The following is a 26,941-nucleotide window of genomic DNA, read 5'->3' on the forward strand; positions in this document are numbered from 1 at the left end:
TATACGCGCTGAGGACATTTAATGGTCCAGGCGGGCGGTTTATTAAAGGAGAACGTATGTTTCTGGCGGGCACGATATTCGTTTTGACGCTGGTACTGGTTATCTGGCAACCAAAGGGACTCAGTATTGGATGGAGTGCGGTTATCGGGGCCACTCTGGCGCTGCTGACCGGCGTGGTGCATATCGGGGATATTCCGGCCGTGTGGCAGATTGTCTGGAACGCCACGGCCACGTTTATTGCGGTTATCATCATCAGCCTGCTGCTTGATGAGTCCGGCTTTTTTGAGTGGGCTGCACTGCACGTCTCACGCTGGGGAGGCGGCAGAGGCAGGCTGCTTTTTACCTGGATTGTTCTGCTGGGCGCAACGGTAGCGGCACTGTTCGCCAATGATGGGGCGGCGCTTATCCTGACGCCAATCGTTATTGCTATGCTGCTGGCGCTGGGCTTTAGCCCCGGCGCCACGCTGGCGTTTGTGATGGCAGCAGGCTTTATCGCGGACACGTCAAGCCTGCCGCTTATCGTATCCAACCTGGTCAATATCGTTACGGCGGACTTTTTTAAGCTGGGGTTTGGCGCATATGCAGCCGTCATGGTGCCGGTCAATATCGCCTCCGTCACGGCTACGCTGGTTATGCTTCATCTCTTTTTCCGTAAAGAGATCCCGGTCACCTATGACCTGGCAAAGCTGAAGGCGCCACGGAATGCCATTCGTGACAAGCAAACCTTTATCGCCGGATGGCTGGTGCTGTTTCTGCTGCTGGCCGGGTTTTTTGCTCTGGAGCCGCTCGGCGTCCCGGTCAGTCTGGTAGCCGCGGTGGCAGCATCTATTCTCTGGCTGGTGGCCCGGCAAGGGGGCGCGATCGATACCCGTAAGGTGCTGAAAGGTGCGCCCTGGCAGATAGTCATCTTCTCGCTGGGCATGTACCTCATTGTGTATGGCCTGCGCAACGCCGGCCTGACGGATTATCTCTCTGCCGCCCTGAACCGCTTTGCGGAGCACGGCGTATGGGGCGCCACGCTGGGCACCGGCTTTCTGACGGCCTTTCTCTCTTCGGTGATGAACAACATGCCCACCGTGCTGGTTGGTGCGCTCTCCATTGATGGCAGTAGCGCTCAGGGCGTGGTGAAGGAGGCGATGATTTACGCCAACATTATCGGCTGCGATCTTGGTCCGAAAATTACCCCTGTCGGCAGCCTGGCAACCCTGCTATGGCTGCACGTACTGGCACAGAAAAATATCACCGTCAGCTGGGGCTATTACTTTCGCGTGGGCATCGTAATGACCCTGCCTGTGCTTTTTGTGACGCTGGCCGCGCTGGCCCTGCGCCTGACTGTTTAACCTTAATCGGGTGCTGCGTGCGGGCAGCGCCTTAACGGAGCACCGCTTATGTCTGACATTACCATTTACCACAACCCGGCCTGCGGGACGTCGCGTAATACCCTGGCGCTTATCCGCAACAGCGGCACGGAACCCGTGGTAATTTTGTATCTGGAAACGCCGCCAGCGCGCGACGAGCTGCAAAAGCTGATTGCGGATATGGGGATCAGCGTGCGCGCGCTGCTGCGTAAGAATACGGAGCCGTATGAGCAGCTCGGACTGGCAGAGGAGAGATTCAGCGATGACGAACTGCTGGATGCCATGCTGACATATCCCATCCTCATCAACCGTCCGGTGGTTGTGACCCCTCTCGGCACAAAGCTTTGTCGGCCGTCTGAGGGGGTTCTGGATATTCTGCCAAACCCGCAGCAGGCCCCTTTTACCAAAGAAGATGGCGAACAGGTCATTGATCAAGATGGGAACCGCGTCGGTCGCTGATTTTCCAGCCTGCTGTCAGTAACAGGATTAACGTAAAAATATAAGCCGGCAGATGCCGGCTTTTTTAGATGCTGAGCTGGCCGATCCGCTCTGAGAGCTGCGCGGAGCCTGCGAGCCGCCAGGCTTTAAAGCGCCGCAAGAATTGCCGCTTCCATTTTCTCTGGTGTCGTCATCGGCGCAAAACGCTTCAGCGGCTTGCCGTCGCGTCCAATCAGGAACTTGGTAAAGTTCCATTTAATGCGCCCGCCCAGCACGCCGGGCAGCGCCTCTTTCAGATAACCAAACACCGGGTGCGTTAAGGCGCCATTGACCGCCACTTTCTCAAACATCGGAAAGCTCACGCCATAGTTGACGTGGCAGGTCTGCGCGATCTCGTCGGCCCCGCCGGGCTCCTGCTTACCGAACTGGTTACAGGGAAAACCCAGCACCACCAGCCCCTGGTCGGCGTACTTCTTGTAAAGCCTTTCAAGACCTGCGTACTGCGGCGTAAAGCCACAATGGCTGGCAGTATTGACCACGAGAACCAGCTTGCCAGCGTAGTCAGCCATCGGAATAAGCTCGCCACGCAGGCTGGTGGCGGTAAGTTGATGAAAAGCGGTCATGGCGCGATCCTCAGAATAAAAAAGCCCGCAGAAGCGGGCTTTGATAACAGCGATAAACCAGCAACCCTTAAGAAGGGTTATTAACCGGAGCCGGCGCTGGCGCAGCAGGCTGTGCCTGCGGTGCAGCATTCGGATCGACAATGTTCGCGCCCTGCGGCGTAACCGGCGTCATCGGCTCTTCTTTTGGCTGTGCGTCTGGCGCTTCCGGTACTTCGGTCGGCGCGGTCGGCACGCTGTCGGCAACGCCGTTGACTTTGGTCGGGATACCGGTGCGGTTCTGAATCGCCGCGTTGACCTGATCCTGGCTGACGCTGGCGTCGGTGATCACTTTCGTGACCGCAGAGGTCAGGGTAATCGGCACCACTTCGCGCGAGTTAAACTGCTCTTCGGTCGTTGAGAGCGGGTTATGCACCTCTACGTAGCGCGAACCGTCCGGCTCCACCGTTGCTTTAACCGGCTGGTCGATAAACTGCACGCGCGTGCCGACCGGCACATTCTCAAACAGCCATTTGATATCGTCGGCGCGCAGACGCACGCAGCCGTGGCTGACGCGCAGGCCGATACCGAAGTTGGCGTTGGTGCCGTGGATGGCGTACAGGCGACCGATATAGAGCGCGTAGAGGCCCATCGGGTTGTCTGGGCCGGCCGGGAAGACTTCCGGCAGGTTCTCACCGCGCGCAGCGTACTCTGCGTGCATCGCTTTGGTCGGCGTCCAGGTCGGACCCGCTTTCTTGCGCTGTACGCTAGTCGTCCAGTTAATCGGCGTATCTTTGCCTAACTCACCAATACCGATCGGCAGAACCACAACGGTTTTGGTGCCTTTCGGATAGTAGTAAAGGCGCATCTCCGCGCTGTTGATCACGATGCCTTCGCGCGGGGCGTCAGGCAGAATCAACTGCTGCGGAATGATCATTTTTTTACCCGCCTGCGGCAGGTAGACGTCCATGCCCGGGTTGGCTTCCAGCATATTGCTGAGGCCCATCTGGTACTGCGCCGCAAAGGCTTCCAGCGGCAGTTTGTTGTCCTGAGGGACGGTAATCTCAATATTTTGCCCAACCAGACGGCTGTTGGCGGCTGGTAAGGGGTAAACCACAGCGAAGGCGGACTGACTGAATGCAGCCAGCGCCAGAGCCATTGAAGCAAACGCGCGAATCATTTTCATATTTTACAAGTCGTTATGGCCTGTTAGCAGGCTTGTCAGTTTATCGAACCCGTACCGGTCAGCGTGGCCGGCTGCACATTATATGGGCATTGTTTCGATGTTGTGAATCAGGATTTTAGCAGCCATCGCAGACTTTAGGTAACCGACTGTGTTATCGGGCCTCCCTGCCGCAATAACGAAGCCGCTCAGGGCTGCCATAAGGTCACTTCGCCGCTCAGCTTGCGGTTGAGAAAAAAGGCGGCGCTGATCAGGGCCAGATGGGTCAGCGCCTGCGGCATATTGCCCAGCGCACGGCCGTGATTGTCGAACTCCTCGGCGTACAGCCCCAGCGGATTGGCGTAGCTCAGCAGCTTCTCAAACTCAAAGTGCGCCTCGTGGATGCGCCCGGCGCGCGCCAGACACTCCACGTACCAGAACGAACAGGCGCCAAAGGAGCCTTCCGAGCCGCTCAGGCCGTCGGCGGGCGTCTCGTCGATGTTATAGCGGCGCACCATGCCGTCGCTCACCAGCTCGCGCTTGATGGCGTCAAGCGTCGACAGCCACTCGGGATCGGTTGCGCCGACGAAGCGCACCAGCGGCATCAGCAGCATCGAGGCGTCAAGATGATCGCCGTGGCGGGTCGAGACGAAATGGCCGCGCTCGGCGTTCCAGAAGTTTTGCCAGATATCGGCGCGGATCTCGCTGCGCGCGCTGTCCCAGCGGGCGTAGGGCATCGGCAGCGACCGCTTCATACCGAGGCGCAGCGCGCGATCCAGCGCCACCCAGCACATCAGGCGTGAATGAAGAAAGTGCTCGGGCTCGCCGCGCATCTCCCAGATACCGGCATCGGGCTGGTTCCAGCTTTCGCATACCATATCGATCATCTGCGCCACGTGTTGCCAGCCGCGTTCGGAGATCGCCTCGCCATACTTGTTCGACAGATAGACCGCGTCCATCAGCTCGCCGTAGATATCGAGCTGCGTCTGCTGCCAGGCGTCATTGCCGATGCGCACCGGGCGCGAGTTGGCGTAGCCAGAGAGATTAAGCAGCTCTATCTCATGCAGCTCAACGCCGCTGTCGAGGCGATACATCACCTGCAGGCGCATCTCGTCGTGGTGGCTGTTCTCGACGCAGCGGCCGACCCAGCGGGTAAAGTGTTTCGCTTCGTCGACGTAGCCGAGGCGCATCAGCGCATACATGCTGAATGAGGCGTCCCGTATCCAGGAGGCACGATAGTCCCAGTTGCGCTCGCCGCCCAGCTCTTCCGGCAGGCCAAAGGTGGCGGCGGCAGCGATAGAGCCGTGCTGGCTGGAGGTCAGCAGCTTCAGCGCCAGCGCCGAGCGCTGCACCATCTCCTGCCAGCGTCCGCTGTAGGTGCTTTTTCTGCTCCAGCGTCGCCAGTAGTTAATGGTCTCCTCGAAGCAGGTTTCCGTGGCGACGGCGCCGATGCGCGCGTCCTCCTGATTGCCAAATTCAAACTCGACGTGCTCCCCTGACTTCAGTTCAAAATGCGCGGTGGCGGCGTCCGCTTCGCAGGTCAGCGGCACGGTGGCGGCGAGCCGCAGCGTCGGCTGGTTCTCCGCGTAAAAATCGATGCAGTCGCCGGCGGCCTGCGCGCGGGTTTCGGCGCGCGCGTAGTCGTGACGCGGCGCGCAGCGCATCCTAAACCAGGCGCTGCCGCGCACCATTTTGATCCGGCGCACCAGGCGCGGCTGCTTTTTCTCGTCGTCGCAGATCGGCATATAGTCGGTGATCTCCGCGACCCCCTCTGCACCCAGCCAGCGCGTCTGCAGAATATTGGTATCCGGCAGGTAGAGCTGCTGGCGACGCACGTTTTCCCACTCCGGCGCCAGCGAAAAAAGCCCGGCGTCGTCGCTGTCGAGCAGGGCAGCGAACACCGAGGGGCTGTCGAGCGCCGGCCAGCAGAGATAGTCAATGGTGCCGTCGTTGGCCACCAGCGCGCAGGTGCGCAGATCGCCAATAATGCCGTGATCTTCGATCGGGCGTTTTATCGTGCTCATCCTTATCTCCATAGCGGGCAATCTGTTAACTATAGCCAAACCGGCAAAAGCGGCCGCCGCTGGACATACCGGGATTGCTTCTATACTTCAGCTTACCCGATATCCTGAGGAGGCAATCATGACCACACCACAGAACAAAGTCGCCGTCGTTACCGCATCTGATTCCGGCATCGGCCGCGCCAGCGCGCTGATGCTGGCGGAGCAGGGCTACGATCTCGGCATCACCTGGCGTTCCGATGAAGAGGGCGCGCAGGAGACGGCGCGGCTGGTGCGCGACAAAGGCCGCCGCGCGGAAATCATTCATCTCGATCTCGCCGATCCCCAGGAGGGCGGCCGCTCGCTCTCGGCGCTGATCGACAAGCTGGGCCGCATCGACGCGCTGGTCAACAACGCGGGCGCCAACGCTAAGTCGCCATTCCTCGACACGCCGTTTGAGGAGTGGCGTAAGGTCTTTAGCGTCGACGTTGATGGCGCCTTTGTCTGCGGGCAGATCGCCGCGCGCAAAATGGTGGAGCAGGGCGATGGCGGACGGATTATCAACATCACCTCGGTGCATGAGCATACGCCGCTGCCCGACGCCGTCGCCTATACGGCGGCGAAGCACGCCATGGGCGGCCTGACCAAGTCGATGGCCATCAGCCTGATCAACCATAATATTCTGGTGAACTCGGTGGCACCCGGCGCGATCGCCACGCCGATGAACAATATGGGCGACGGCGACGCGCAGAAGATTAAGACGCCGGAGATTCCCATTGGACGGCCGGGCGACGTGCGGGAGATTGCCAGCCTGGTGGCCTGGCTTTGCTCAGAGTGGGCCAGCTACACCACCGGACAATCCTTTGTCGTCGATGGCGGTTTTATGCTGGCCAATCCGCAGTTCTACGGCGGGAAAGATATCTAACCGGCGCGGCGGGTGTTCCAGCGACGGATCACCCAGCGCAGCGCGAAGGCGAAGAGCACCGCGGCGACCAGCCAGAGAATATGCTTCAGGTGCTGGTCGAGTTTGTGCAGCCAGGGGGCGATAATACCGCCGGCGAAGTACCCCAGGGCGACAAAAATTGTCGCCCAGATTGCCGCGCCGATAATATTCAGCAGCAGGAACTTCAGCGGCTTCAGGTGGCTGGCGCCGATAATAATCGGGCCGATAATGCGAAAGCCGTACATAAAGCGCACGCCGATCACAAACAGGCTGGGATGACGCTGGATTAGCCGATTAGCCTTGCCCACCTTATCCTGATGTTTCTTCAGCTTGCGCAGAATTTTCGTGCCGTAGCGACGGCCGATCCAGTAGAGCAACTCATCGCCGATCACGCCGCCGGCCATCGCCGCCAGCACCACGCCAGCAAAGTTCAGCAGTCCTTCATGGGCCGCCACGCCGCCCAGCAGCGTAAAGGTTTCTCCTTCGGCGATACAGCCGATCAGCAGCGCCAGATAGCCATATTGCGTGATTAATCCGTTGATATCGAAATGCAAAAGTAAACTCCCTGTTCAGTCAGCCATCTCTACATTCTATACCGCTTCGGCAAATCCTTCAGGCAGGCGGCTCTGCCGGTAACTATTTTTTACCGATTGCCGCCGCGCTGGCTACAAAAGCAGCAACGCCGTTTATACTTGAGGTGATGCTGCCTGAGGGATCGGCGACGTGGATTCGGGGCGGCCTGTCGCATCTGCGAGGTGATGATATGAATCATGTCTGGGGTCTTATGGCGCATCCCGATCGGGAAATGCGCGATATCAAGCAAGAGAATGAAAGCGTTTCGCACCATTACACCCACCACGTTCTGCTGATGGCGGCGATTCCGGTGATCTGCGCCTTTATCGGCACGACGCAGCTGGGGTGGAATCTGGGCGAAGGTCAGTTTGTCCAGCTCAACCTGTTAACCGGCATTGCGCTCGGCGTGCTCTTTTATCTGATTATCTTAGGCGGCGTGGCGGTGATGGGCCGCGTCATTCACTGGATGGCGCGCGACTACCCGCAGCGGCCCAGCGTCCAGCGCTGTACGGTGTTCGCCGGCTATGTCGCCACGCCGCTGTTTCTGAGCGGCATTGTGGCGCTCTATCCGCTGGTCTGGCTCTGCGTGCTGGCGGGCGCGCTGGCGCTGGTCTATACCGGCTACCTGCTCTATATCGGCATTCCGCTGTTCCTGAATATCGACCGTGACGAGAGCCTGCGCTTTTCCGGCTCGACGCTGGCGATAGGCGTGCTGGTGTTCGAAGTGCTGCTGGCGCTGACCGTGGTGCTGTGGGGCTACGGGCCGCGGCTGTTCTGACCCGCTGGCCAGCCGTACCGACGGCGGATAAGGTGCGCCGCCGTGCAAAGCGTCCTGTGACAGCGATGTCCAGGACGTTTTTTTTAACGCCCGGAAACATTCTCGCCAGGAAATTTCTTACGCTTCCGCGTATTATGCTGCTGCCAGCCTCCGCGTAGTCGGCTCTGCGGCGGGCGGCCTGTGTAAAACACGGCGTACTATCCTAATCGGTCTTTTTATAAGATGCCTGTAACCATTCGCTATTCACTGCTTTCGCTGGCGCTGCTGTTCGGCGGCCAGGCGGCTATCGCGCCCGCGCAGGCGGCTACCTCACTTTCTCAGCTTGCCCCGGTCGGCGAACCGCAAATCGCCTCGGGCAGCGCGATGATCGTCGATCTCAACACCGGGAAAGTGCTCTTCTCCAGCCATCCCAATCGCGTACGTCCTATCGCCTCTATCACCAAGCTGATGACGGTGATGGTGGCGCTGGATGCGAAGCAGCCCCTTGATGAGCGAATTTCGGTGGATATCAGCCACACGCCGGAGATGCGCGGCGTCTTTTCCCGCGTCAAGCTCAACAGCGAAATCAGCCGCCGCAATATGATGCTGCTGGCGCTGATGTCATCGGAGAACCGCGCCGCGGCCAGCCTGGCGCATCACTATCCCGGCGGCTACGACGCCTTTATCCGCGCCATGAACGCCAAAGCGCGCGCGCTGGGCATGACCCATACGCGCTACGTCGAGCCGACCGGCCTGTCGACTCAAAACGTCTCCAGCGCGGAAGATCTGGTTAAACTGCTGCGCGCGACGCGCAACTATCCGCTGCTGGGCGAGCTGAGCACCACGAAAGAACAGACCGCGGTCTTCACCCATCCGAGCTACGCGCTGCCGTTCCGCAATACCAACCATCTGGTCTACAAAAACGACTGGCGCATTCAGCTCACCAAAACCGGCTATACCGACGAAGCGGGCCACTGCCTGGCGATGCGCACCATGATCAATAACCGGCCGGTGGCGCTGGTGGTGCTGGATGCCTTCGGCAAATATACCCACTTCGCTGACGCCAACCGTCTGCGCGACTGGCTGGAAACCGGCAAGGCGGCGCCGGTCCCGGCGGCGGCACTGGCCTATAAAAAGCAGAAGGCGGGGCTGGTGGTGAACAACGTTCACGGCGCGGCGGTAGTGGAATAACCCTTTACCGGCGTCCGCCCGCGCGGACGCCGCAACCTGTTCGACGAGAACGGCCAGCATTCCTATAGTTTCCCGATGCGCCTGGCCCTAAACTACGCGCCAATGCGATGGTCGTTCGCCTGAATTTGTGCTGGAACCTCTATAATGTTTACGTTACGCCTCTTTTTACCGCTTTTGATGCTGCTGACGGCGGCGCTGTTCCCCGCCTGGAGCATGGCAGACGACGATGTGGCCGATGCCGCACAGCAAACCGACGCCGCGCCCAAAGTGAACGCGGCGGTTGAACTGCCGAAAATGCAGAAGGTCCTCGACAAGATTAAAGGTCAGGTGTCGGGACAGACCAACGAAAACCAGCTGACGCAGCTTAACGAGCTGGCGCTGGAGCTGTCGGGCAATGCCGATACGCTCGCGCAGGCGCTGCAGCCGCAGCGTCAGCAGCTTGACGCCCAGCTGGCGGTGCTCGGCCCCGCGCCCAAAGCGGACAGCGGCGTCAAAGAGACGCCGGAAGTGACCCGCAAGCGCAGCTCGCTGGAGTCGCAAAAGAGCAAGCTGGACGATCAGATCAAGCAGGCGGACGGGATTAAAAACAGCGCCCTGATGCTCTCGTCGCAGATCACCAACCTGCGCCGCGATCTGATGAAAACCCAGCTGGCGCTCAACTCCGGCAGTATTCTCGGCCCGCGCTTCTGGGCGCCGCTGTTTGTGAAGCAGGATCTGGACAACGAGAAGATCGACGGCTTCCTGCAGGATTTACAGGATACCGCCGCGCTGTCGTGGGAGCCAGGCTACCGCTTCGGCACCATCGCCTGGCTGCTGGCGGCAATACTGGTAATGACGCTGGGACGTCGCTACAGCGAAGAGTTTCTCGCCTGGATCAGCATTCACAAAATGCCGGAAGGGCGGCTGCGCCGCAGCTTCCTCGCCGCGGCGATCGCGCTGACCACGCTGGCGGCGGTGGTGCTGACCTTTAACTTCACCGCGCTGGCGTTCGCGCGCCGCGATGAGGTCTCCGGCGACGTGCAGGACTTCGTTGTCAGTCTGGTGAAGCTCAGCGTCTTCTGCGGCCTGATCGCCGGCCTGGGACGCGCCTTTCTCTCTACGCGTCGGCCGAGCTGGCGTCTGCCCGCTATCTCTAACGAAGTGGCGATGGCGCTGAAGCCGTTCCCGCCGATTACCGCCGCGCTGGTGTTTATTTTCCAGACGGTAGAGAACTTTAACTACACCGTTGGCACCAGCCTCAACACCACCATTTTTGCCAACGGCCTGACGGCGCTGCTGATCGGCAGCACCGCGCTGGCGATCAGCATGCGCACCAACCGCGTGCGCCGCCGCATGGTGCAAGAGGGTAATGCGCCGGAAGTGCGCTCGACGCTGGTGGGGCTGATTCAGATGGCGCTGACGCTGACGGCGGTCGCCATTCTGCTGTCGCTGATTATCGGCTACGTTACCCTGGCGCGCTTCCTGAGTTACGAGGTGGTGTGGTGCGGCATTCTGTTCGGCTCCTTCTACTTCCTTAGCCACCTGGTTAACGACGGCTGCGAAAGCCTCTTTTCCGTCAACAGCCTTACCGGCCGACGACTGCAAACCTCGCTGAATATCGACGAACGCCATCTGCAGCAGGCGGCAACGCTGCTGGCCGCGCTGGGTAAAACCCTGCTGATTGGCTTTGTCGCGCTGGCGCTGCTTAACGGCACCTTCGCGTCCTCAACGCCGATCGAGCTGCTGCAAAAGGCGATTGAGTTCTGGGGCGGCAAAGGACTGGAGTCGCTGAACATCGTGCCGGCGCACATGGTCAACGCCATTATCTGTCTGGTGGTGGGCATCTATGTGCTGCGCAGCGTGCGCCGCTGGCTCGACAGCGATTTCCTGCCGAAGACCACCATGGACGCCGGCATGCGCGTGTCGCTGATCACGCTGTTCAGCAATATTGGCTACGTGCTGGTGATCCTGCTGACGCTGTCGATTATGGGTCTGCAGTGGAACAAGCTGGCGTGGATCGTCAGCGCGCTGTCGGTCGGTATCGGTTTTGGCTTGCAGGAGATTGTGAAAAACTTTATCTCCGGCCTGATCCTGCTGACCGAGCGGCCGGTTAAGGTTGGCGATCTGGTGACCATCAGCGGCATCGAGGGCGATATCCGCCGCATCAACGTGCGCGCCACCGAGATCCAGCTGGGCGACAAGTCGACGGTAATCGTGCCGAACTCGCAGTTTATCTCGCAGAACGTGCGCAACGCCACCATGGGCAACGCGCAGGGCGTCGTGACCATTACGCTGACCTTCCCGCTCAATATCGATCCGGTGCGGGTGCGCGAGTTGCTGCTGGAGGTCTATAACGAGAACGAACGTATTCTCGAGGCGCCGGAGCCGTCGGTCTCGTTTAAAGATCTGACGGCGCAGGGCATCGTGCTGAGCGTTACCGGCAACGTCGCCAGCCAGCGCCAGATTGCGGGCGCGAAAAGCGACCTGCTGTTCGATATTCTGACGCGCCTGCGCAAAGAGGGCATTGTGCTGTCGACGCCGCAGACCATGATTATCGAGCGCCGCCAGCAGATGGCGGAGCAGGCGGCCGATCCGCAGCCTTAAGCCAGCAAGGGGCACCTGCGCGGGTGACAGATTCGATGGTCACCCGCGTTTCCCACCCTGAGCCGTCAGCAAACGTCCCCCTGTCAGAGAACGCCCCGTTTTCAGGGCTGCTTCACCGCCCAGCCTTTCTGCTTGCTGGTTTTGCCAATTCCCGGATTAAAGGTGTTGGTGGGATCGAGCTGACGATAGAAATCGGCCAGCTGCGGCTTTGCCCGATAGAGGTGGCCGACATTATGCTCCGCCGGATACTCCGCGCCGCGCGCCTCCAGCAGCGCCAGCATCTGCTCCTTCAGCGCATGCGCATCCACCCCTTTTTTCACGATGTAATCCTGATGAAACACGTGGCAGAAGAAGTGGCCGTAATAGAGGCGATGGCTCAGGGACTGGGTAATTTCCGGCGGCAGGGTTTCAAACCAGTCGCGATCGTTGCGGCGCAGCGCGATATCGAGCGCAAGAATATCTTCCACCTCGTCGGCATGTACCGCGTGATAGCGCACCGCCGCGCCCGCCGCGGCATAACGATGCAGAAAGGCGTGCGCCCCCTCTTTGCCTTCGCATTCGAAAAACGCGCCGCCGCCTTCGCGGAAAAACGCGTTCAGATAGTCGCGCGCCTCCTCGATGCCCGCGCCGGACATCTTCAGCAGCAGGTGATGCGCATATTTATCGCGATACTGCTTCATACGCTTTGGCAGATGCGCCGGGAACAGGGCGCTGATGCGCTGCAGCAGGCGATCGGTAAAGTGGGGCTTCACGAAGCTCAGCTTCGCCAGCCAGGCGTCGACGCGCCCCTTCAGCGTGAAAAACAGCGGCATCTTGTCGGTGCCCAGCTTGTCGATCATCAGAAAGGTATCTTTGCCGTAGACTTCGGCAATGTCGTAAATATCGCGATGCATATATTCGCCCGCCACCGGCAGATGGGTGAAGTGGGTGAGAATATGGCGGCGAATATCGCTCAGTACCGCCGGATCGTTGGTGCCGATATAGAACACCTGCTGCTGCGGCTCGCAGGGGAAGGTATCCAGCCGCACCGCGAACACCGCCAGCTTGCCCGCACAGCCGGAGGCCTCAAACAGCCGACGCGCATCGGCGTTGAAGCGGGCCGGGGTATCGGCGTCAACGTGCCGCACGCGGTCGGCATAGTCGGGATCGGAGGCGTGGCGTCCGTCGTGCTGCACATCCGCTGGTCGCCAGCGTTCGTCGTCCAGCCGTCCCAGTATCTCTTCCGGCGTCGCGCCGAGATCGATGCCGAGATGGTTTACCAGCTTCAGCTTGCCCTGCTCATCCACCTGGGCAAACAGCGCCATTTCGCTGTAGGCCGGGCCGCGTTTAATCAGCGAGCCGCCGGAGTTATTGCAGACGCCGCCCAGCACCGAGGCGCCGATGCAGGAGGAGCCGATCACCGAATGGGGCTCGCGGTTCAGCGGCTTCAGGGTTTTCTCCAGCTGATAAAGGGTACTGCCAGGAAACGCCAGCACCTGCTTACCTTCGTCAATCAGCTGCAGCTTATCGAGCCGCCGCGTGCTGATAATCACCACCGGCCGGTCGTAGTCGCTGCCGTTGGGGGTAGAGCCCTCTGTCAGGCCGGTATTGGCCGCCTGCATCAGGATAATGGCGTCGGCGGCAACCAGCGTTTGCAGCACGCGCCACAGCTCCAGCAGGGTGCCGGGGAAGACTACCGCCAGCGCCTCGCCTTCGCCGGAGCGAAAGCCTTTGCGGTAGCGTGCGGTCTGCTCCGGGTCGGTCAGCAGGTGGGAAGCGCCAACCTGGCGGCGCAGATCGGCGAGTAAAGCGGAATGAGACGCTGGATGGTTCATGTGCAACTCCCTTGTCATTACATGGCGCACTTACTGTAGCACGTCAGCGAAAAGCGCGAGGCAGTGTGACGCTGACGGCTACCTGCTATCCTCAACTTGTGGCACACTGCCGCCTGTTTATTCGATATTGCGCAGTTACTTAAGAGAACCCGACCTGATGAAATGGATTTACTCTGTTAGTCTCGCTGTCTCACTCGCTCTGCAACCCGCGCTGGCCGAAGAGCTGACGGGGCCGCACCCCATGAACGCGCAGGCGCGCGACGCTTTTGTTAATCAACTCCTGACCAAAATGACGCTGGACGAGAAGATCGGCCAGCTCAGGCTCATCAGCGTGGGACCAGACAACCCGAAAGAGATGATCCGCGACATGATCCATAAAGGGCAGGTCGGCGCGATTTTCAATACCGTGACGCGTCAGGATATTCGCGCCATGCAGGATCAGGTGATGCAGCTCAGCCGCCTGAAAATTCCGCTCTTTTTCGCCTATGACGTGGTACATGGCCAGCGCACTATTTTCCCTATTCCGCTTGGGCTGGCCGCCAGCTGGGATCTCGACGCCGTCAGTCAGGTCGGGCGCGTCTCAGCCTATGAAGCGGCCGACGACGGTCTGAATATGACCTGGGCGCCGATGGTGGACGTCAGCCGCGAACCGCGCTGGGGCCGCATCTCCGAAGGATTCGGCGAAGATACCTGGCTCTCCTCGCAGATGGGCAGCACCATGGTGAAGGCGATGCAGGGCAAAAGCGCCGCCGATCGCTACGCGGTTATGACCAGCGTTAAGCACTTCGCCGCCTATGGCGGCATCGAAGGCGGCCGCGACTACAACACGGTGGATATGAGCTCGCAGCGCCTGTTCCAGGACTATCTGCCGCCCTATAAAGCCTCCCTCGACGCCGGCAGCGGCGGCGTGATGGTGGCGCTTAACTCCCTTAACGGCGTGCCCGCCACCGCCGACGGCTGGCTGCTGAAAACGGTGCTGCGCGACCAGTGGAAATTCAAAGGCATCACCATCAGCGACCACGGCGCGATCAAAGAGCTGCTCAAGCACGGCGTAGCGACCGATCCCGAGGATGCGGTGCGCGTTGCCCTGAAGTCGGGCATCGACATGAGCATGAGCGACGAGTACTACAGCAAATATCTGCCGGGCCTGGTGAAAAGCGGCGCGGTGAGCATGGCGGAGATTGACGACGCGGCGCGCCACGTACTTAACGTGAAATATGATATGGGGCTGTTTAACGATCCCTACAGCCATCTCGGCCCTAAAGAGAGCGATCCGCAGGACACCAACGCCGAAAGCCGCCTGCACCGCGCCGAAGCGCGCGACGTGGCGCGTAAAAGCATGGTGCTGCTGAAAAACCGGCTCAATACGCTGCCGCTGAAGCGCGCCGGCACCATTGCGCTGATTGGGCCGCTGGCGGACAGCCAGCGCGATATTATGGGCAGCTGGTCGGCGGCGGGCGTGGCGAAGCAGTCGGTGAGTTTGCTGCAGGGGATGCGCAACGCCACCGCGGGTAAAGCGACGCTGCTCTATGCGAAAGGCGCCAACCTCAGCGACAACAAGGGCGTTCAGGACTTCCTTAACCTCTACGAGCAGGCGGTGTCGGTCGACGCGCGCTCGCCGCAGGCGCTGATTGACGAAGCGGTCGAGAAGGCGAAGCAGGCGGACGTGGTGGTCGCGGCGGTTGGCGAAGCGCAGGGCATGGCGCATGAGGCCTCCAGCCGCAGCGAACTCTCTATTCCCGCCAGCCAGCAGAAGCTGCTGGCAGCGCTGAAGGCCACCGGCAAACCGCTGGTCATCGTGCTGATGAACGGCCGACCGCTGACGCTGGTCAACGAAGATCGCATGGCGGACGCGCTGCTGGAAACCTGGTTTAGCGGCACCGAAGGCGGCAACGCCATCGCTGACGTGCTGTTTGGCGACTACAACCCGTCCGGCAAGCTGCCGATCACCTTCCCGCGCTCGGTGGGGCAGATCCCGCTTTACTACAACCATCTGCCGACCGGTCGTCCCTATAACTTCGCTAAACCGAACAAATACACCTCGCACTACTATGATTCGGTGAACGGCCCGCTCTATCCGTTTGGCTACGGGCTGAGCTACACCCGCTTCAGCGTGTCGCCGGTGAAAATGTCGGCGACCACCATGCCGCGTAACGGCACCGTCGAGGCGAGCGTCACGGTAACCAACACCGGCGATCGCGACGGCGCGACGGTGGTGCAGATGTACCTGAACGACCCGGTCGCCTCGATCAGCCGTCCGGTGCGCGAGCTGCGCGGCTTTAAGCGGATTATGCTGAAAGCGGGCGAATCGCAGCGGGTCAGCTTTAAGATCGACGTCGACGCGCTGAAGTTCTGGAACCAGCAGATGCAGCAGGTGGCGGAGCCAGGCAAGTTCAACGTGATGATTGGACTCGACTCGGTGCGCACCCAGAACGCGCAGTTCGACTATCTGTAAACAGGCACCACAGGCTTCTCCCGGCTTTGCCGCCGGGAGAAGAGGGCCCACTTATCCAGCCACGCCGCTATGAACAGCATCCGCAACCGCATCCAGAATCAGGTCTTTCGCGTTAACGGCCTGGCGCTCAACGAGTTTGATATCTCGCAGCCGCCGGGCGATCCCGGCCTGTTCGGCCCCGACAGCGTAATCTGGCGCGTACACGGCGACTTTCCCGCCATGCTGTGCGGCGGCATCAGCGCCTTGCTGTTACAGATGCTGCATCCTTCCGCGCTGGCGGGCGTCTGGGATCACTCTAACTTTCGCCAGGATATGCTGGGGCGGCTGCGGCGCACCAGTCAGTTTATCGCCGTTACCACCTTCGGCAACCGCCACGACGCCAGCCTGCTGATTGAGCGGGTGAAAAATATCCACCTGCGCGTCAGCGGCGTCGATAACTACGGCCAGCCCTACGCCGCCAGCGATCCGCGCCTGCTCACCTGGGTACACGTCGCGGAAACCAGCGCCTTTCTCGCCGCGCATCTGCGCTTTAAAAATTCGCAGCTCAGCCTGGGGGATCAGGATCGCTACTATCAGGAAGCGGCGCTGATCGCCGAAGCGCTGGGCGCCGCCCACGTGCCGAAAAGCGTTGAGGCGGTGGGGCGCTACCTGCAGGCGATGCGCGGCGAGCTGCGCTACGATGAGCGCACCGCTGAGGTGACGCGGCTGCTGCGCGAGGCACCTGCGCCAGGGTGGCAGGCGAAGCCGGCGATGAACGTGATGCTGAGATCGGGCATGGCGCTGCTACCCGACTGGGCGCAGCAGCTCTCGGGCTATCGCTTCAGCCCGCTGTCGCGCGCGCTGCTCGACGCCGAAATGCGGCTGCTGGCGAAAACCCTGCGCTGGTCAATTACGCGCGGCGCATACCATCGCGCCATGCTGCGCATGGGGCGCCAGCCTTAACGCCTTCTTAACCTTTTCTGAGCATTATCCTGCCGGAACAGCGCTGCCGCTTAACAGCGCCGCGCCGGGAAAGGTCATCGCCGGTTAAGTATGGAATTCATCGTGCGGCCGGGTATAGCTGCGCGGCGCGCGCGTCTGGCGCTGGCGCGCAGCCCGCTGCTGCTGCAGCTGGTGCGCCAGCAGGCCCAGCCCGGTGCCGATAGCGGCGAGCGAACCCAGGCTAAAGGTCAAATCGACCGGCAGCACGATAAGCGCCGCGATGCCGATCGCCATCAGCGTCACCGACAGCGTCAGCCAGGTGTAGCGATAAAGAAGCCAGAGAAAAAGCGCGAGAACCGCCAGCTCGCGCCATGCGAAATCGGTAACGGGCTGCATCATGCGCCTCCGATAACAAAGGTAGATCGACCATAGCATGCGGCCGCGCCCGAGAAACGCGAATAGCGTTTCACTCTCCGGGCCGCCAACTCTTTAGCGGCGTTGCGCCTTTATGCGCCTCGTAGCGTTCCTCGCTTTACCTTTGCTTACCCTTGCGCTGGCGTATGGCGCCGACTTTGAGAGTTTTACCCTTGTCTAACGTGGCGGCAGCCGGGATCCTGCTCTAATCTCGGGGAAATGGATCCCTAAGCTTTGTCGAGGCGCTATGACTTACCAACCTCTGATTGCTGAGGTCCACAATCAGCAACATACACTGACGGCGATTGTCGAACAGGATGAGCGCACCGCTTACTTCTATATCTGGCCGACAGATCTGTTCCGCAGCCAGTATGCGGTGCGCGGCTGCTGGCTGCGCAATCTGCTGCCGGCGCCGGCGCAGGAAGATCGCGCGGCGATGGAGCAGGGCATTGCGCCGCTGCTCAGCGCGGAGTATTGCCGCACGCTGGAGGCGGAGCCGCCGCTCGATCCGGCGGGCCTGCAGGTGCTGTGGGAGCCGAGCGATGACGGCGCGGCGTTATGGTACTACGGCCAACTGCTGGCGGTGATCCCCGGCTGGAGCCTCTACCAGGATAAGCAGGTCAGCTTCTCCGCTGGCTGCATCAAAAAAAACCGGCTCACCGCGCCGCTGGGATCGGCCTCCACCAACGATTACTACGCGCGTGCGGAACATCAGCGCCAGTTCTGGCGCGACTGGCACGACGGCAACGAGTGGGATCGGGTGCAGCAGGCGTTGATGCAGCGCTATCAGACGCAGTTCGGCGAGTCGGTGAAATATTACGCCATCGACCAGGGCAGCTGGCCGCCGATGGCCATCTCTCAGCACTGGCATCAGGGCGTATGGTATTTCCTTACGCTCGGCATGAGCATTCGTCCGATGCCGCAGGTCGACTATCTGTTTGACGAGCTGGCGCCGCAGTATCGCCGCGTTGAGCTGGCGATGGCGGTGGATGGCGAGGTGATGACCGAAGGCAACGCGGTGCAGATGGCGAGCGCGCTGGCGGAGTTCGCCCATCTGCCCTGGGCGCGCCTTACCTGGCTGGGCGAGGGCCATACGCTGGCGTCGGAAGTGGCGCCGGTCGGCTTTGAAAGTTTTCTGCTCGCCAACGCGCTGGCGGACGACAGCGCGCAGTTCTCCCTGCCCAAGCGCGACGGCGATCGGCCTAATCTGCTGTGGGCGACCCCCATTACCGAAGCGGAGCGCCAGTTCGCGCAGGCGGATGAGCTGGGCGGCCAGCAGCTGGTAGAGCGGCTAATGGCGGCGGGTAATAACCATATCTTCCGCCCGCGCCAGCAGGTGGTGGACAGCGAAATCTAACGTCAGCGCGCTGTTTCCCCGGCGCGCTGTCAGGTCGTTACTGTCTAAATAATCACCTTTATCAACGAATTGTTAAATTTGTGATCTCGCGCATCTCAAGTTAGCTACTGCTGCGCCGTTAACCCTGATCAGGCAATCGCGCCGTTTCTGCCAGGGGAAAGCAGATGCTAAAAACAACTCAGTCCCGCATCACTGCGGTTCTTGTACTCTTTTTTCTCGTTCTGATGCTTATCACGGTGGTGGTGATTAAGCAGTTTATCGCGCCGCAGCTGACCGCTAACCAGAGCCAGCTGGTGCGCTACCAGGTTGACGCGCTGGCGACCGGGATTGTGGAACAGATGAACCGCGTACAGGCGCAGCAGCGCGCTATCACCGAAGCCGCAGGCGTGATGGAGAGTGCCGCCATCGATCAGATGCTGCCTGCGCTGGTGAACCAGTATCAGGACAGCAACGTCTTCGGCGGCGGCATCTGGCCGCTGCCAAACCGCCGCGATCCGGCGAAAGAGAAAGACAGCAGTTTCTTTGCGCGCAACGCCAGCAACCAGCTGCAGGTCAATACCTACTGGAACTCCGACGCCGCCGACAAATACTGGGAGCAACCCTGGTACAAAGATGGAATGGCCGCGCCGAAAGGGCAGTGCGCCTGGGCGAAAGCCTACCAGGATGCCGCCAGTCCGCAGCCGCGTACCAACTGCGCCATGGCAATCTATCGTGACGGCACCGTCTGGGGCGTCGCCACCATCGACGTTACCCTCGGCTTTTTCAACCATCTGGCAAAAGAGATGGGCGACGCCATTCAGGGACGCGTGCTGATCGTTGAGGCCGATGGCAAAGTTGTGGGCAACGCCGCGCTGGTGGACGGCACGCCGAAACTGGAGAACCTGAGCGATCTGCAGCTGCCGATGGCGGCGGCGCTGAAAGGGCTGCTGAGCGGCGCGGGCACGCAGCCGACAGAGGCGACCTTTGACGGCGAGGATGGCGAACATACGCTGTTTCTGCAGGCTATTCCTGGCAGCCCGTGGTATCTGGCCAGCGATGTGCCGACCAGCCTGCTGACCGTGCAGACGCACAGCATGCTGACGCGTCTCGGCCTGGTGCAGATCCCGCTGGCGATCGTGCTGCTGCTGGTGCTGCTGGGCTTTATCCGCGCGATGATGCAGCGTCTTAACCTGCTGCATCGCAACATCGACGCGCTGGCGCAGGGCGGAGCCGATCTGACCCAGCGCTTGCCGACCAGCAACAGCCCGGAGTTCAACGCCGTGGCGCAGAGCTTTAACAACTTTATCAGCTATCTGCAGGGGCTGATGCGGCAGGTAGGCGACAGCGCGCTGGCGATCACCGCCGCGTCGCGTGAAATCGCCAGCGGCAACGCCAATCTCTCGTCACGCACCGAAGATCAGGCCAGCTCAATCGTTGAAACCGCCGCCTCGATGGAGCAGCTGACCGGCACCGTACGTCAGAACGCCGACAACGCCACCCACGCCAACCAGCTGGCGGGCAACGCCTCGCAGGTGGCGGCGCGCGGCACGGAAGTGGTGCGTCAGGTGGTAAGCACCATGGGCGAGATCCATCACTCGTCGCGCAAGGTGGTCGATATTATCAGCGTTATCGACAGCATCGCTTTCCAGACCAATATCCTGGCGCTTAACGCCGCGGTGGAAGCGGCGCGAGCAGGGGAGCAGGGCCGCGGCTTCGCGGTGGTTGCCTCTGAAGTACGCAACCTGGCGCAGCGTTCCGCCAACTCGGCGCGCGAAATCAAAAAGCTGATCGAAGAGTCGGTGGCCAATATCGACGCCGGCAGCCAGCTGGTGGAGCAGGCGGGCGAGACCATGGACGAGCTGATGCAGGGCGTCAGCAGCGTCACCACGCTGATGAGCGAAATCATGTCCGCCAGCCGCGAGCAGAGCATGGGCATCGAGCAGGTCAACGTGGCGATCACCCAGCTCGACGGTACCACGCAGCAGAACGCCGCGCTGGTGGAGCAGGTCTCCGCCGCCGCGCAGGCGATGGAAGAGCAGAGCGTTCAGCTGGAGCAGGTGGTGCAAAGCTTCCGTCTGTAGGCGTGATTCACCGGCTCGTCGGCAAAGGCAAAATGCGGCTGCCAGAAACCGCCCGTTTTGCCTGCCAGCGATCGCAGCCTGTGGCTCACCTCACCATCATGTCTTTTATCCACGGGTTCGCGCAGGCGAGCCCGTGCTTGTTTTGCAGCGAACCGCACGAATTCACGCGCCATGAAGCGGCAGGGATATGCCAGAATAGTAGGAGTTATCTTAAGGAATCCTCATGTCTGCTATCGAAGTTATTCTCGTCGACCATCTCGATCGTCCTACCGGTAAAATGGAAAAGCTGGAAGTGCATGAGAAGGGATTGCTGCACCGCGCGGTAACGGTTTACGTATTTAATTCGTCCGGGGAGCTGCTGCTGCAGCGCCGCGCCAGCGGCAAATATCACTGCGGCGGCCTCTGGAGTAATACCACCTGCGGTCACCCCTATCCGGCGGAGCCGACGCAGCAGGCAGCGGAGCGCCGCCTGCTGGAAGAGATGGGGCTGGAGCTGTCGCTGACGCCGGTATTTGAGCTGAGCTACAACCTGCCGTTGAGCAACGGCCTGATTGAGCATGAGTATGGCCATGTCTACTTTGCCGTCAGCGACGATCTGCCGACGCCCAATCCTCAGGAGGCGGACGACTGGTGCTACCGCTCCGTCGGCGACATTCAGCGCGCCATGCTTGATGAGCCGCAGCAGTTCACGCCCTGGTTTCTCTACACCTTTCCGCGCATACCCGCCTACTTAAATGCGTTGAGTATGCCGGCGTAAAGCGGCACCCGCTGCGGACTGCCTGCAAGCAGGAGAGAGGGGCCGGGCTGGTTTTGCATCTTTGCGATCGGCCCTCTCTTCAGCGTTAGCACGCAACCCGTTAACGCCCGACAAAATCTTCCGCGTCCACATCGTAGCCCGACGGCTCCCAGCGGATTGCCAGCAGCGCCAGCAGACCCGCCAGCGGCGCAAGGAAAATCACCCAGAAAACGCCGGTGCCCAGCGCGGCGACCAGCACCGGAAACAGAAACAGCGAAAGGGTCGAGCTGCCGCGCATCAGCGTCTGGTTAAAACCGACCCCGACGCCGCGCAGCGAAGTCGGATAGCTGAGCGAAGCGAAGGTCATGGTATGCGAACCGGGTCCAAAGCCCTGGCCAAACAGAAACAGCGCCAGCATCGCAATGGCGATAGCCGCTTCCTGACCGCCTTCGGGACGCCCGACTAGCGCCAGCCCCAGCAGTGCCACACACTGACAGGCGTAGCCCGCCACCGACATCTTCCACGCGCCCAGGCGCGGCACCAGCCGCACCGCCAGCACGCCGCCGACAAAGGCGAACAGCAGATTAAGCGCCAGCGACACCAGAATGGTGGTCAGCATCGACTGGGCGAAAAAGCTGCTGATAATGACCGGCAGGCCAAACGCCACCGCGTTATAGGCAAAGGAGGAGGCGACCGACGTGATGGTCGCCAGCAGGGTGCGCCGCAGGTAGACGCCGCGCAGCAGCGCGCCGTAGTTGCGCCAGCTGGCCCGGCGCGCAGGCTGGACGGGCGTCGCGGACGCCTCTTCCGCCACCTGCGCGTTGATATTCCAGCCGCTGCGTAAAATGGCGGCCGCGCCTTGCAGATCGCCCTGACTGGCCGCCCAGACCGGCGACTCGCTCATATAGCGGCTGCGAATCGCGATAATGATCAGCGCCGGCACCGCGCCGAAGCCGAGGATCAGGCGCCACAGCCAGCCGGTATGGCTCTCTGGCAGCACCCCATAGAGCAGCAGCACCAGCAGATAAGAGATGCTGATCGCCGCATACCAGGTAGGACACCACATCGCCACGCTGGCGGCCTTATTGCCCTTGCCGCGCAGGCGGGAAAACTCGGCAAGGAAAGCCATCGCCACCGGCAGATCGATGCCGACCCCCAGCCCCATCACAAAGCGCGCGCCGCCCAGTACATACTCATTGGGGGCGAAGGCGCAGGCGAGCGCCGCCACCACGAAAAAGAACATATCCGCCATAAAAACGCGATAGCGGCCAATCTTATCGGTGAGGTAGCCGCCGATCAGCGCGCCGACAATGGCGCCGAAGGTAATGGCGGAGGCGACCATGCCGGTGCCGGTCGGCGTCAGGTTGAACTCGCGCGCCACATCCTTAATGCCAAACGCCAGCGCGCCGAGATCGTAAGCGTCGAGAAACACGCCGCCCAGCGCGATAGCCACCACGATGCGCGCGTTGCTGCGCGCCCCGTCGCCGCTGTTAATCAGGCGCGATACGTCCGCTGCGCTGCGGATCCACTGGGTTTCGCCTTCGGGTCGGTTCCCTGTTAGCGCCACGTGGGCAGAAGAAGAAGTCAGGTCGGTCATGATGTTATCTGTGGTTAAGGTGAAGTGATGGACAGCTTAGCGTCCAGACGTCTGGACGTAAATTCATTTCAGTTATAACCGCACCGATAACGATATGAAAAAGTTGAGGCGCGACGCTTCACGCTTCAGGCAATGTGTTACGCGATGCATGACGAAACGACTATTCTCTATAAGCACCTCACATATAACCAAATTAAAGGAACACCTTATGGCAAGGTCTGGTTTTCTGGCATTGACGGCAGCCGCGCTGCTGCTGGCGACAGGGGCGGCGCAGGCTGCCGATCCCGTGCGTGTGGGTTCGAAAATCGATACGGAAGGTTCGCTGCTGGGCAATGTGATCCTGCAGGTACTGGAGAAGCACGGCGTCAAAACGGTGAATAAAATCCAGCTCGGCACCACGCAGGTGGTGCGCGGCGCTATCACCGCCGGTGAACTGGACATCTATCCCGAATATACCGGCAACGGCGCGTTCTTCTTCAATGACGAAAAAGATCCCGCCTGGAAAAACGCGCGCCAGGGCTATGAGAAGGTGAAAAAGCTCGACGCCGATAAAAATCAGCTGGTGTGGCTGACGCCTGCGCCAGCGAACAATACCTGGACCATCGCGGTGCGCCAGGATGTCGCCCAGCAGAACAAACTCAGCTCGCTTGAGGATCTCAGCGGCTACCTGAAAAAAGGCGGCACCTTCAAGCTGGCGGCTTCGGCGGAATTTATCGAGCGCGGCGACGCCCTGCCGGCCTTTGAAAAAGCCTATGACTTTAAGCTGACGCAGAGCCAGCTGCTCTCGCTGGCGGGCGGCGATACGGCAGTGACCATCAAGGCGGCGGCGCAGCAGACCTCCGGCGTCAACGCGGCGATGGCCTACGGCACCGACGGCCCGGTGGCGGCGCTGGGTCTGCAAACCCTGAGCGATCCTAAAGGGGTGCAGCCAATCTATGCGCCGACGCCGGTCATCCGTGCCTCGGTGCTGAAAGCCTGGCCCGATATCGACAGCTGGCTGAAGCCGGTTTTCAGTCGGCTGGATGAGAAAACCCTGCAGCAGCTGAACGCGAAGATCGCCGTTGAGGGCCAGGACGCCAGCAGCGTGGCGCGTGAATGGCTGCAGCAGCAGAAGCTGCTGTAACCCATGGCGCTATCGCGGGATGCGATGCTGGCGGCGCGGCGCCAGCCGGTCGCGCTGCTGCTGTTGCTGCTGTTAAGCCTGGCGCTTTACTGGCTGCCGTTTCTCAGCTACGCGCCGAACCGGCTGGTCTCCGGCCAGCCGCTGATGCTGGGGCAGGTCAGCGATGCCGGATGGCTGGCGCTGCCGCTGGCGGCGCTCTGGCTGCTGCTGTGGGCGCGTCCGACGCGCGCGGCGCTGGCGCTGATGCTGCTCGCCTGCGACGCGCTGCTGACCGGTATGGTGTGGCTGAGCGGGCACGAGGCGGCGAGGCTGGCGGCGCAGGGTAGCGCGCTGGCGCGCACCAGCTTCGGCGGCGGCCTGTGGCTGGCGTGCGGCGTCACGCTGCTGCTGTGCGCGGAGCTGGCGCGCACCCTGACGCGCAACAGGTTCTGGCAGCTGCTGCTTAATCTGCAGATCTGGCTGCTGCCGCTGCTGATGCTGTTTAGCGGCGAGCTGAACGCGCTGTCGCTGCTGAAAGAGTACGCCAACCGTCACGCGGTGTTCGACGCGGCGCTGGCGCGGCACCTGACGCTGCTCAGCGGCACGCTGCTGCCTGCGCTGCTGATCGGCCTGCCGCTCGGCATTTTGCTGCACCGACGTCCGGCGTGGCAGAGCGGCGTCTTCAGCGTGCTAAACGTCATCCAGACCGTGCCCTCGGTGGCGCTGTTCGGTCTGCTGATCGCGCCGCTGGCCGGGCTGGCAACCGCCTTCCCCGGACTGAAGAGCTGGGGCGTCAGCGGCATCGGCATGGCGCCGGCGCTGATCGCGCTAACGCTCTATGCGCTGCTGCCGCTGGTGCGCAGCGTGGTGGCCGGGCTGCAGCAGGTGCCGCGCGACGTGCGCGAAAGCGCGCGCGGCATGGGTATGGGCCAACTGCAGCGCTTTTTCGCCGTTGACGTGCCGCTGGCGCTGCCGGTCTGGCTCGCCGGGCTGCGCGTGGTGGTGGTGCAAACGCTGGGCATGGCGGTGATCGCCGCGCTAATCGGCGCAGGCGGCTTCGGCGCCATTATTTTTCAGGGACTGCTCAGCAGCGCGCTCGATCTGGTGCTGCTCGGCGTTATCCCGGTGATTGCGCTGGCGGTGGCGATTGACGCGCTGTTCCGCCTGCTGATTTCCCTGCTGGAGAAAACCCATGATTCACTTTAACGGCGTCAGTAAGCACTTTGCCGGCAAAGCGGCGGTAAAAGATCTGACGCTGCAGATCGGCGAGGGAGAGTTCAGCGTGCTGCTCGGCACTTCGGGCTCCGGCAAATCGACCACCCTGAAAATGATTAACCGGCTGGTGGAGTTCGACGAGGGGGAAATCCTGTTCGCCGGCGAGTCGATCCGCCAGCTTGACGCGCGCGACCTGCGCCGCCGCATGGGCTACGCCATTCAGTCGATCGGTCTGTTTCCTCACTGGACGGTGGAAAAAAATATCGCCACCGTGCCTGCGCTGCTCGGCTGGCCGAAAGCCCGCATCCGCGCGCGGGTTGAGGAGCTGCTGGCGCTGCTCAGCCTGGATGCGCACCTGGGACGGCGTCTGCCGCATCAGCTCTCCGGCGGACAGCAGCAGCGCGTAGGCGTGGCGCGCGCGCTGGCGGCGGACCCGGAGGTGTTGCTGATGGATGAACCCTTCGGCGCGCTCGATCCGGTTACGCGCGGCGCGCTGCAGCAGGAGATGCTGCGTATCCATCGCCTGTCGGGCCGCACCATTGTGCTGGTGACGCACGATATCGACGAGGCGCTGACGCTGGCGGATAACATCGTGCTGATGGATCAAGGGGAGATTGTGCAGCAGGGCAAGCCCGCCACGCTGCTGACGCAGCCGAAAAACGACTTTGTGCAGGACTTCTTCGGCAGAAGCGAGCTGGGGGTGCGTCTGCTGTCGCTGGGGCAGGTAGGCAACGCGGCGCGGCGCGGCGAGTGGCTGGAGGGGGAGCCGCTGGCGGCCGCGCAGTCGCTGCGCGAAGCGCTGTCGCAGTTTATCGCCCGGCGCGCCGATAAACTGCCGGTGGTGGATGAGCGGCAGCAGCCGCTGGGCGTGCTTTACTTCAGCGATCTGCTGACCCTGCGCGAGGGACAATAATGCGCTGGCTAAAAGACCCGCTGCTCTGGCTGATTGTTTTATTTATGGCGCTGCTGCTTGGCCTGCCCTACAGCGGACCGCTTTTCGCCTGGTGGTTCCCCGAGCAGGCGCGTCCGCTCTATCAGCAGGAGAGCTTTTTACAGCTGGCGCTGGCGCATCTTTTTCTGGTGGTGACCGCCAGCGCGCTGGCGCTGCTGGTGGGCGTCGGCGGCGGCGTACTGGTGACGCGACGCGCAGGACGCCGCTTCCGGCCGATGGTAGAGACTATCGTCGCGGCCGGACAGACGGTTCCGCCGGTCGCGGTGCTGGCGATCGCCGTGCCGGTAATGGGGTTTGGCGCCTGGCCGGCGGTGGTGGCGCTGCTGCTTTACGGCCTGCTGCCGATTTTACAGGGCACGCTGGCCGGACTCGATAGCGTGCCCGCCAGCAGTCGGGAGATCGCCGACGGCGTCGGCATGAGCACATGGCAGCGTTTATGGCAGGTAGAGCTGGCGCTGGCTGCGCCGGTGATACTGGCGGGGGTGCGCACCTCGGTGATTGTCAACATCGGCACGGCGGCCATCGCCTCGACCGTCGGCGCGGAGAGTCTCGGTTCGCCGGTGATCATCGGCCTGAGCGGCTTCAACACCGCCTACGTTATTCAGGGCGCGCTGCTGGTGGCGCTGCTGGCGATTGTCAGTGACCGCCTGTTTGAGCGCCTGCAGCGCTGGCTTAGCGTGAGTGGAGAATAAGGGTGTAGCCGACCAGCATCAG

At 61.6% G+C, this 26,941-nt stretch carries 22 protein-coding genes; 15 read left to right on the plus strand and 7 right to left on the minus strand.

The annotated features are described in order from the left end of the window. Positions 1 to 56 precede the first annotated feature (56 nt). The gene (locus MHZ97_RS01700) at positions 57 to 1,340 is read left to right on the plus strand and encodes an arsenic transporter (protein ID WP_239312637.1); all 1,284 of its coding nucleotides are present in this window, start codon (positions 57 to 59) and stop codon (positions 1,338 to 1,340) included. A gap of 48 nt (positions 1,341 to 1,388) precedes the next feature. Next, complete coding sequence (gene arsC / locus MHZ97_RS01705) at positions 1,389 to 1,817, plus strand: glutaredoxin-dependent arsenate reductase (RefSeq protein WP_103794894.1); 429 nt, start codon at positions 1,389 to 1,391, stop codon at positions 1,815 to 1,817. A gap of 125 nt (positions 1,818 to 1,942) precedes the next feature. Here arsC and MHZ97_RS01710 read toward each other — a convergent pair whose 3' ends face one another. The 3 genes from MHZ97_RS01710 to MHZ97_RS01720 all read right to left on the minus strand — a co-directional run bounded on the left by MHZ97_RS01710 (position 1,943) and on the right by MHZ97_RS01720 (position 5,581). Continuing rightward, positions 1,943 to 2,419: a glutathione peroxidase gene (locus MHZ97_RS01710; protein ID WP_103794893.1), complete on the minus strand. Its 477-nt coding sequence runs from the start codon at positions 2,417 to 2,419 to the stop codon at positions 1,943 to 1,945. A 67-nt stretch (positions 2,420 to 2,486) separates the two neighbouring features. Beyond that, positions 2,487 to 3,581, minus strand: a complete 1,095-nt coding sequence (locus MHZ97_RS01715) for a L,D-transpeptidase family protein (protein WP_239312634.1) — start codon at positions 3,579 to 3,581, stop codon at positions 2,487 to 2,489. Between the two features lie 185 nt (positions 3,582 to 3,766). Beyond that, positions 3,767 to 5,581, minus strand: coding sequence for a glycoside hydrolase family 15 protein (locus MHZ97_RS01720; protein WP_239312615.1), 1,815 nt, complete (start codon positions 5,579 to 5,581; stop codon positions 3,767 to 3,769). 118 nt (positions 5,582 to 5,699) lie between these two features. Here MHZ97_RS01720 and MHZ97_RS01725 point away from each other — a divergent pair, with 118 nt between their 5' ends. After that, the gene (locus MHZ97_RS01725) at positions 5,700 to 6,482 is read left to right on the plus strand and encodes an SDR family oxidoreductase (protein ID WP_103794890.1); all 783 of its coding nucleotides are present in this window, start codon (positions 5,700 to 5,702) and stop codon (positions 6,480 to 6,482) included. Here MHZ97_RS01725 and MHZ97_RS01730 read toward each other — a convergent pair. Continuing rightward, entirely contained in the window at positions 6,479 to 7,054 is a 576-nt protein-coding gene (locus MHZ97_RS01730; protein ID WP_103794889.1) for a DedA family protein, read from the minus strand. The two genes, MHZ97_RS01725 and MHZ97_RS01730, sit on opposite strands and share 4 nt — an antisense overlap. A gap of 209 nt (positions 7,055 to 7,263) precedes the next feature. On the opposite strand from MHZ97_RS01730, the gene MHZ97_RS01735 reads away from it, so the two are divergent. From MHZ97_RS01735 to MHZ97_RS01745, 3 genes are all read left to right on the plus strand, one after another. Further along, positions 7,264 to 7,851 (plus strand): Yip1 family protein, encoded by a 588-nt coding sequence (locus MHZ97_RS01735; protein ID WP_033751944.1) that lies wholly within the window; start codon positions 7,264 to 7,266, stop codon positions 7,849 to 7,851. Positions 7,852 to 8,073: 222 nt separating this feature from the next. Beyond that, positions 8,074 to 9,021 (plus strand): D-alanyl-D-alanine endopeptidase, encoded by a 948-nt coding sequence (gene pbpG / locus MHZ97_RS01740; RefSeq protein WP_103794888.1) that lies wholly within the window; start codon positions 8,074 to 8,076, stop codon positions 9,019 to 9,021. Positions 9,022 to 9,165: 144 nt separating this feature from the next. After that, positions 9,166 to 11,604, plus strand: a complete 2,439-nt coding sequence (locus MHZ97_RS01745) for a DUF3772 domain-containing protein (RefSeq protein ID WP_239312612.1) — start codon at positions 9,166 to 9,168, stop codon at positions 11,602 to 11,604. Between the two features lie 101 nt (positions 11,605 to 11,705). Here MHZ97_RS01745 and dld read toward each other — a convergent pair whose 3' ends face one another. Beyond that, positions 11,706 to 13,418: a D-lactate dehydrogenase gene (gene dld / locus MHZ97_RS01750; protein ID WP_239312609.1), complete on the minus strand. Its 1,713-nt coding sequence runs from the start codon at positions 13,416 to 13,418 to the stop codon at positions 11,706 to 11,708. Between the two features lie 157 nt (positions 13,419 to 13,575). Between dld and bglX the strand changes: the two genes are divergently transcribed. Together bglX and MHZ97_RS01760 are read left to right on the plus strand one after the other, a co-directional pair. Next, positions 13,576 to 15,873: a beta-glucosidase BglX gene (bglX, locus tag MHZ97_RS01755; RefSeq protein WP_239312607.1), complete on the plus strand. Its 2,298-nt coding sequence runs from the start codon at positions 13,576 to 13,578 to the stop codon at positions 15,871 to 15,873. Positions 15,874 to 15,942: 69 nt separating this feature from the next. Continuing rightward, a complete protein-coding gene (locus MHZ97_RS01760; protein ID WP_239312605.1) occupies positions 15,943 to 16,815 on the plus strand; it encodes an oxygenase MpaB family protein in 873 nt (290 codons plus the stop codon). 84 nt (positions 16,816 to 16,899) lie between these two features. Here the strand turns inward: MHZ97_RS01760 and MHZ97_RS01765 are convergent, their stop codons facing one another. Then, on the minus strand, positions 16,900 to 17,193 hold the full coding sequence (locus MHZ97_RS01765) for a hypothetical protein (protein WP_239312588.1): 294 nt from the start codon (positions 17,191 to 17,193) through the stop codon (positions 16,900 to 16,902). Between the two features lie 262 nt (positions 17,194 to 17,455). On the opposite strand from MHZ97_RS01765, the gene MHZ97_RS01770 reads away from it, so the two are divergent. The 3 genes from MHZ97_RS01770 to idi all read left to right on the plus strand — a co-directional run bounded on the left by MHZ97_RS01770 (position 17,456) and on the right by idi (position 21,382). Next, complete coding sequence (locus tag MHZ97_RS01770) at positions 17,456 to 18,565, plus strand: suppressor of fused domain protein (RefSeq protein ID WP_239312586.1); 1,110 nt, start codon at positions 17,456 to 17,458, stop codon at positions 18,563 to 18,565. Between the two features lie 164 nt (positions 18,566 to 18,729). Beyond that, positions 18,730 to 20,625: a methyl-accepting chemotaxis protein gene (locus MHZ97_RS01775; RefSeq protein WP_103794881.1), complete on the plus strand. Its 1,896-nt coding sequence runs from the start codon at positions 18,730 to 18,732 to the stop codon at positions 20,623 to 20,625. A 223-nt stretch (positions 20,626 to 20,848) separates the two neighbouring features. Further along, entirely contained in the window at positions 20,849 to 21,382 is a 534-nt protein-coding gene (gene idi / locus MHZ97_RS01780; RefSeq protein ID WP_103794880.1) for an isopentenyl-diphosphate Delta-isomerase, read from the plus strand. A gap of 100 nt (positions 21,383 to 21,482) precedes the next feature. Here the strand turns inward: idi and MHZ97_RS01785 are convergent, their stop codons facing one another. Continuing rightward, positions 21,483 to 22,958, minus strand: a complete 1,476-nt coding sequence (locus tag MHZ97_RS01785; protein WP_239312584.1) for an MFS transporter — start codon at positions 22,956 to 22,958, stop codon at positions 21,483 to 21,485. Between the two features lie 208 nt (positions 22,959 to 23,166). Here MHZ97_RS01785 and MHZ97_RS01790 point away from each other — a divergent pair, with 208 nt between their 5' ends. From MHZ97_RS01790 to MHZ97_RS01805, 4 genes are read left to right on the plus strand one after another with little or no spacing between them, the layout of a single operon-like run. Next, positions 23,167 to 24,081 (plus strand): ABC transporter substrate-binding protein, encoded by a 915-nt coding sequence (locus tag MHZ97_RS01790; RefSeq protein ID WP_103794878.1) that lies wholly within the window; start codon positions 23,167 to 23,169, stop codon positions 24,079 to 24,081. Positions 24,082 to 24,084: 3 nt separating this feature from the next. Continuing rightward, the gene (locus tag MHZ97_RS01795; protein WP_103794877.1) at positions 24,085 to 25,266 is read left to right on the plus strand and encodes an ABC transporter permease; all 1,182 of its coding nucleotides are present in this window, start codon (positions 24,085 to 24,087) and stop codon (positions 25,264 to 25,266) included. Then, positions 25,253 to 26,188: an ABC transporter ATP-binding protein gene (locus tag MHZ97_RS01800; RefSeq protein WP_239312582.1), complete on the plus strand. Its 936-nt coding sequence runs from the start codon at positions 25,253 to 25,255 to the stop codon at positions 26,186 to 26,188. The genes MHZ97_RS01795 and MHZ97_RS01800 overlap by 14 nt, the downstream gene beginning before the upstream one ends. Beyond that, on the plus strand, positions 26,188 to 26,919 hold the full coding sequence (locus tag MHZ97_RS01805; protein ID WP_239312580.1) for an ABC transporter permease: 732 nt from the start codon (positions 26,188 to 26,190) through the stop codon (positions 26,917 to 26,919). Before MHZ97_RS01800 ends, MHZ97_RS01805 begins: the two co-directional genes overlap by 1 nt. Positions 26,920 to 26,941: the final 22 nt, after the last annotated feature.

It is taken from the genome of Pantoea sp. ACRSC, from assembly GCF_022346785.1.
GTDB classification, from domain to species: domain Bacteria; phylum Pseudomonadota; class Gammaproteobacteria; order Enterobacterales; family Enterobacteriaceae; genus Pantoea; species Pantoea alvi.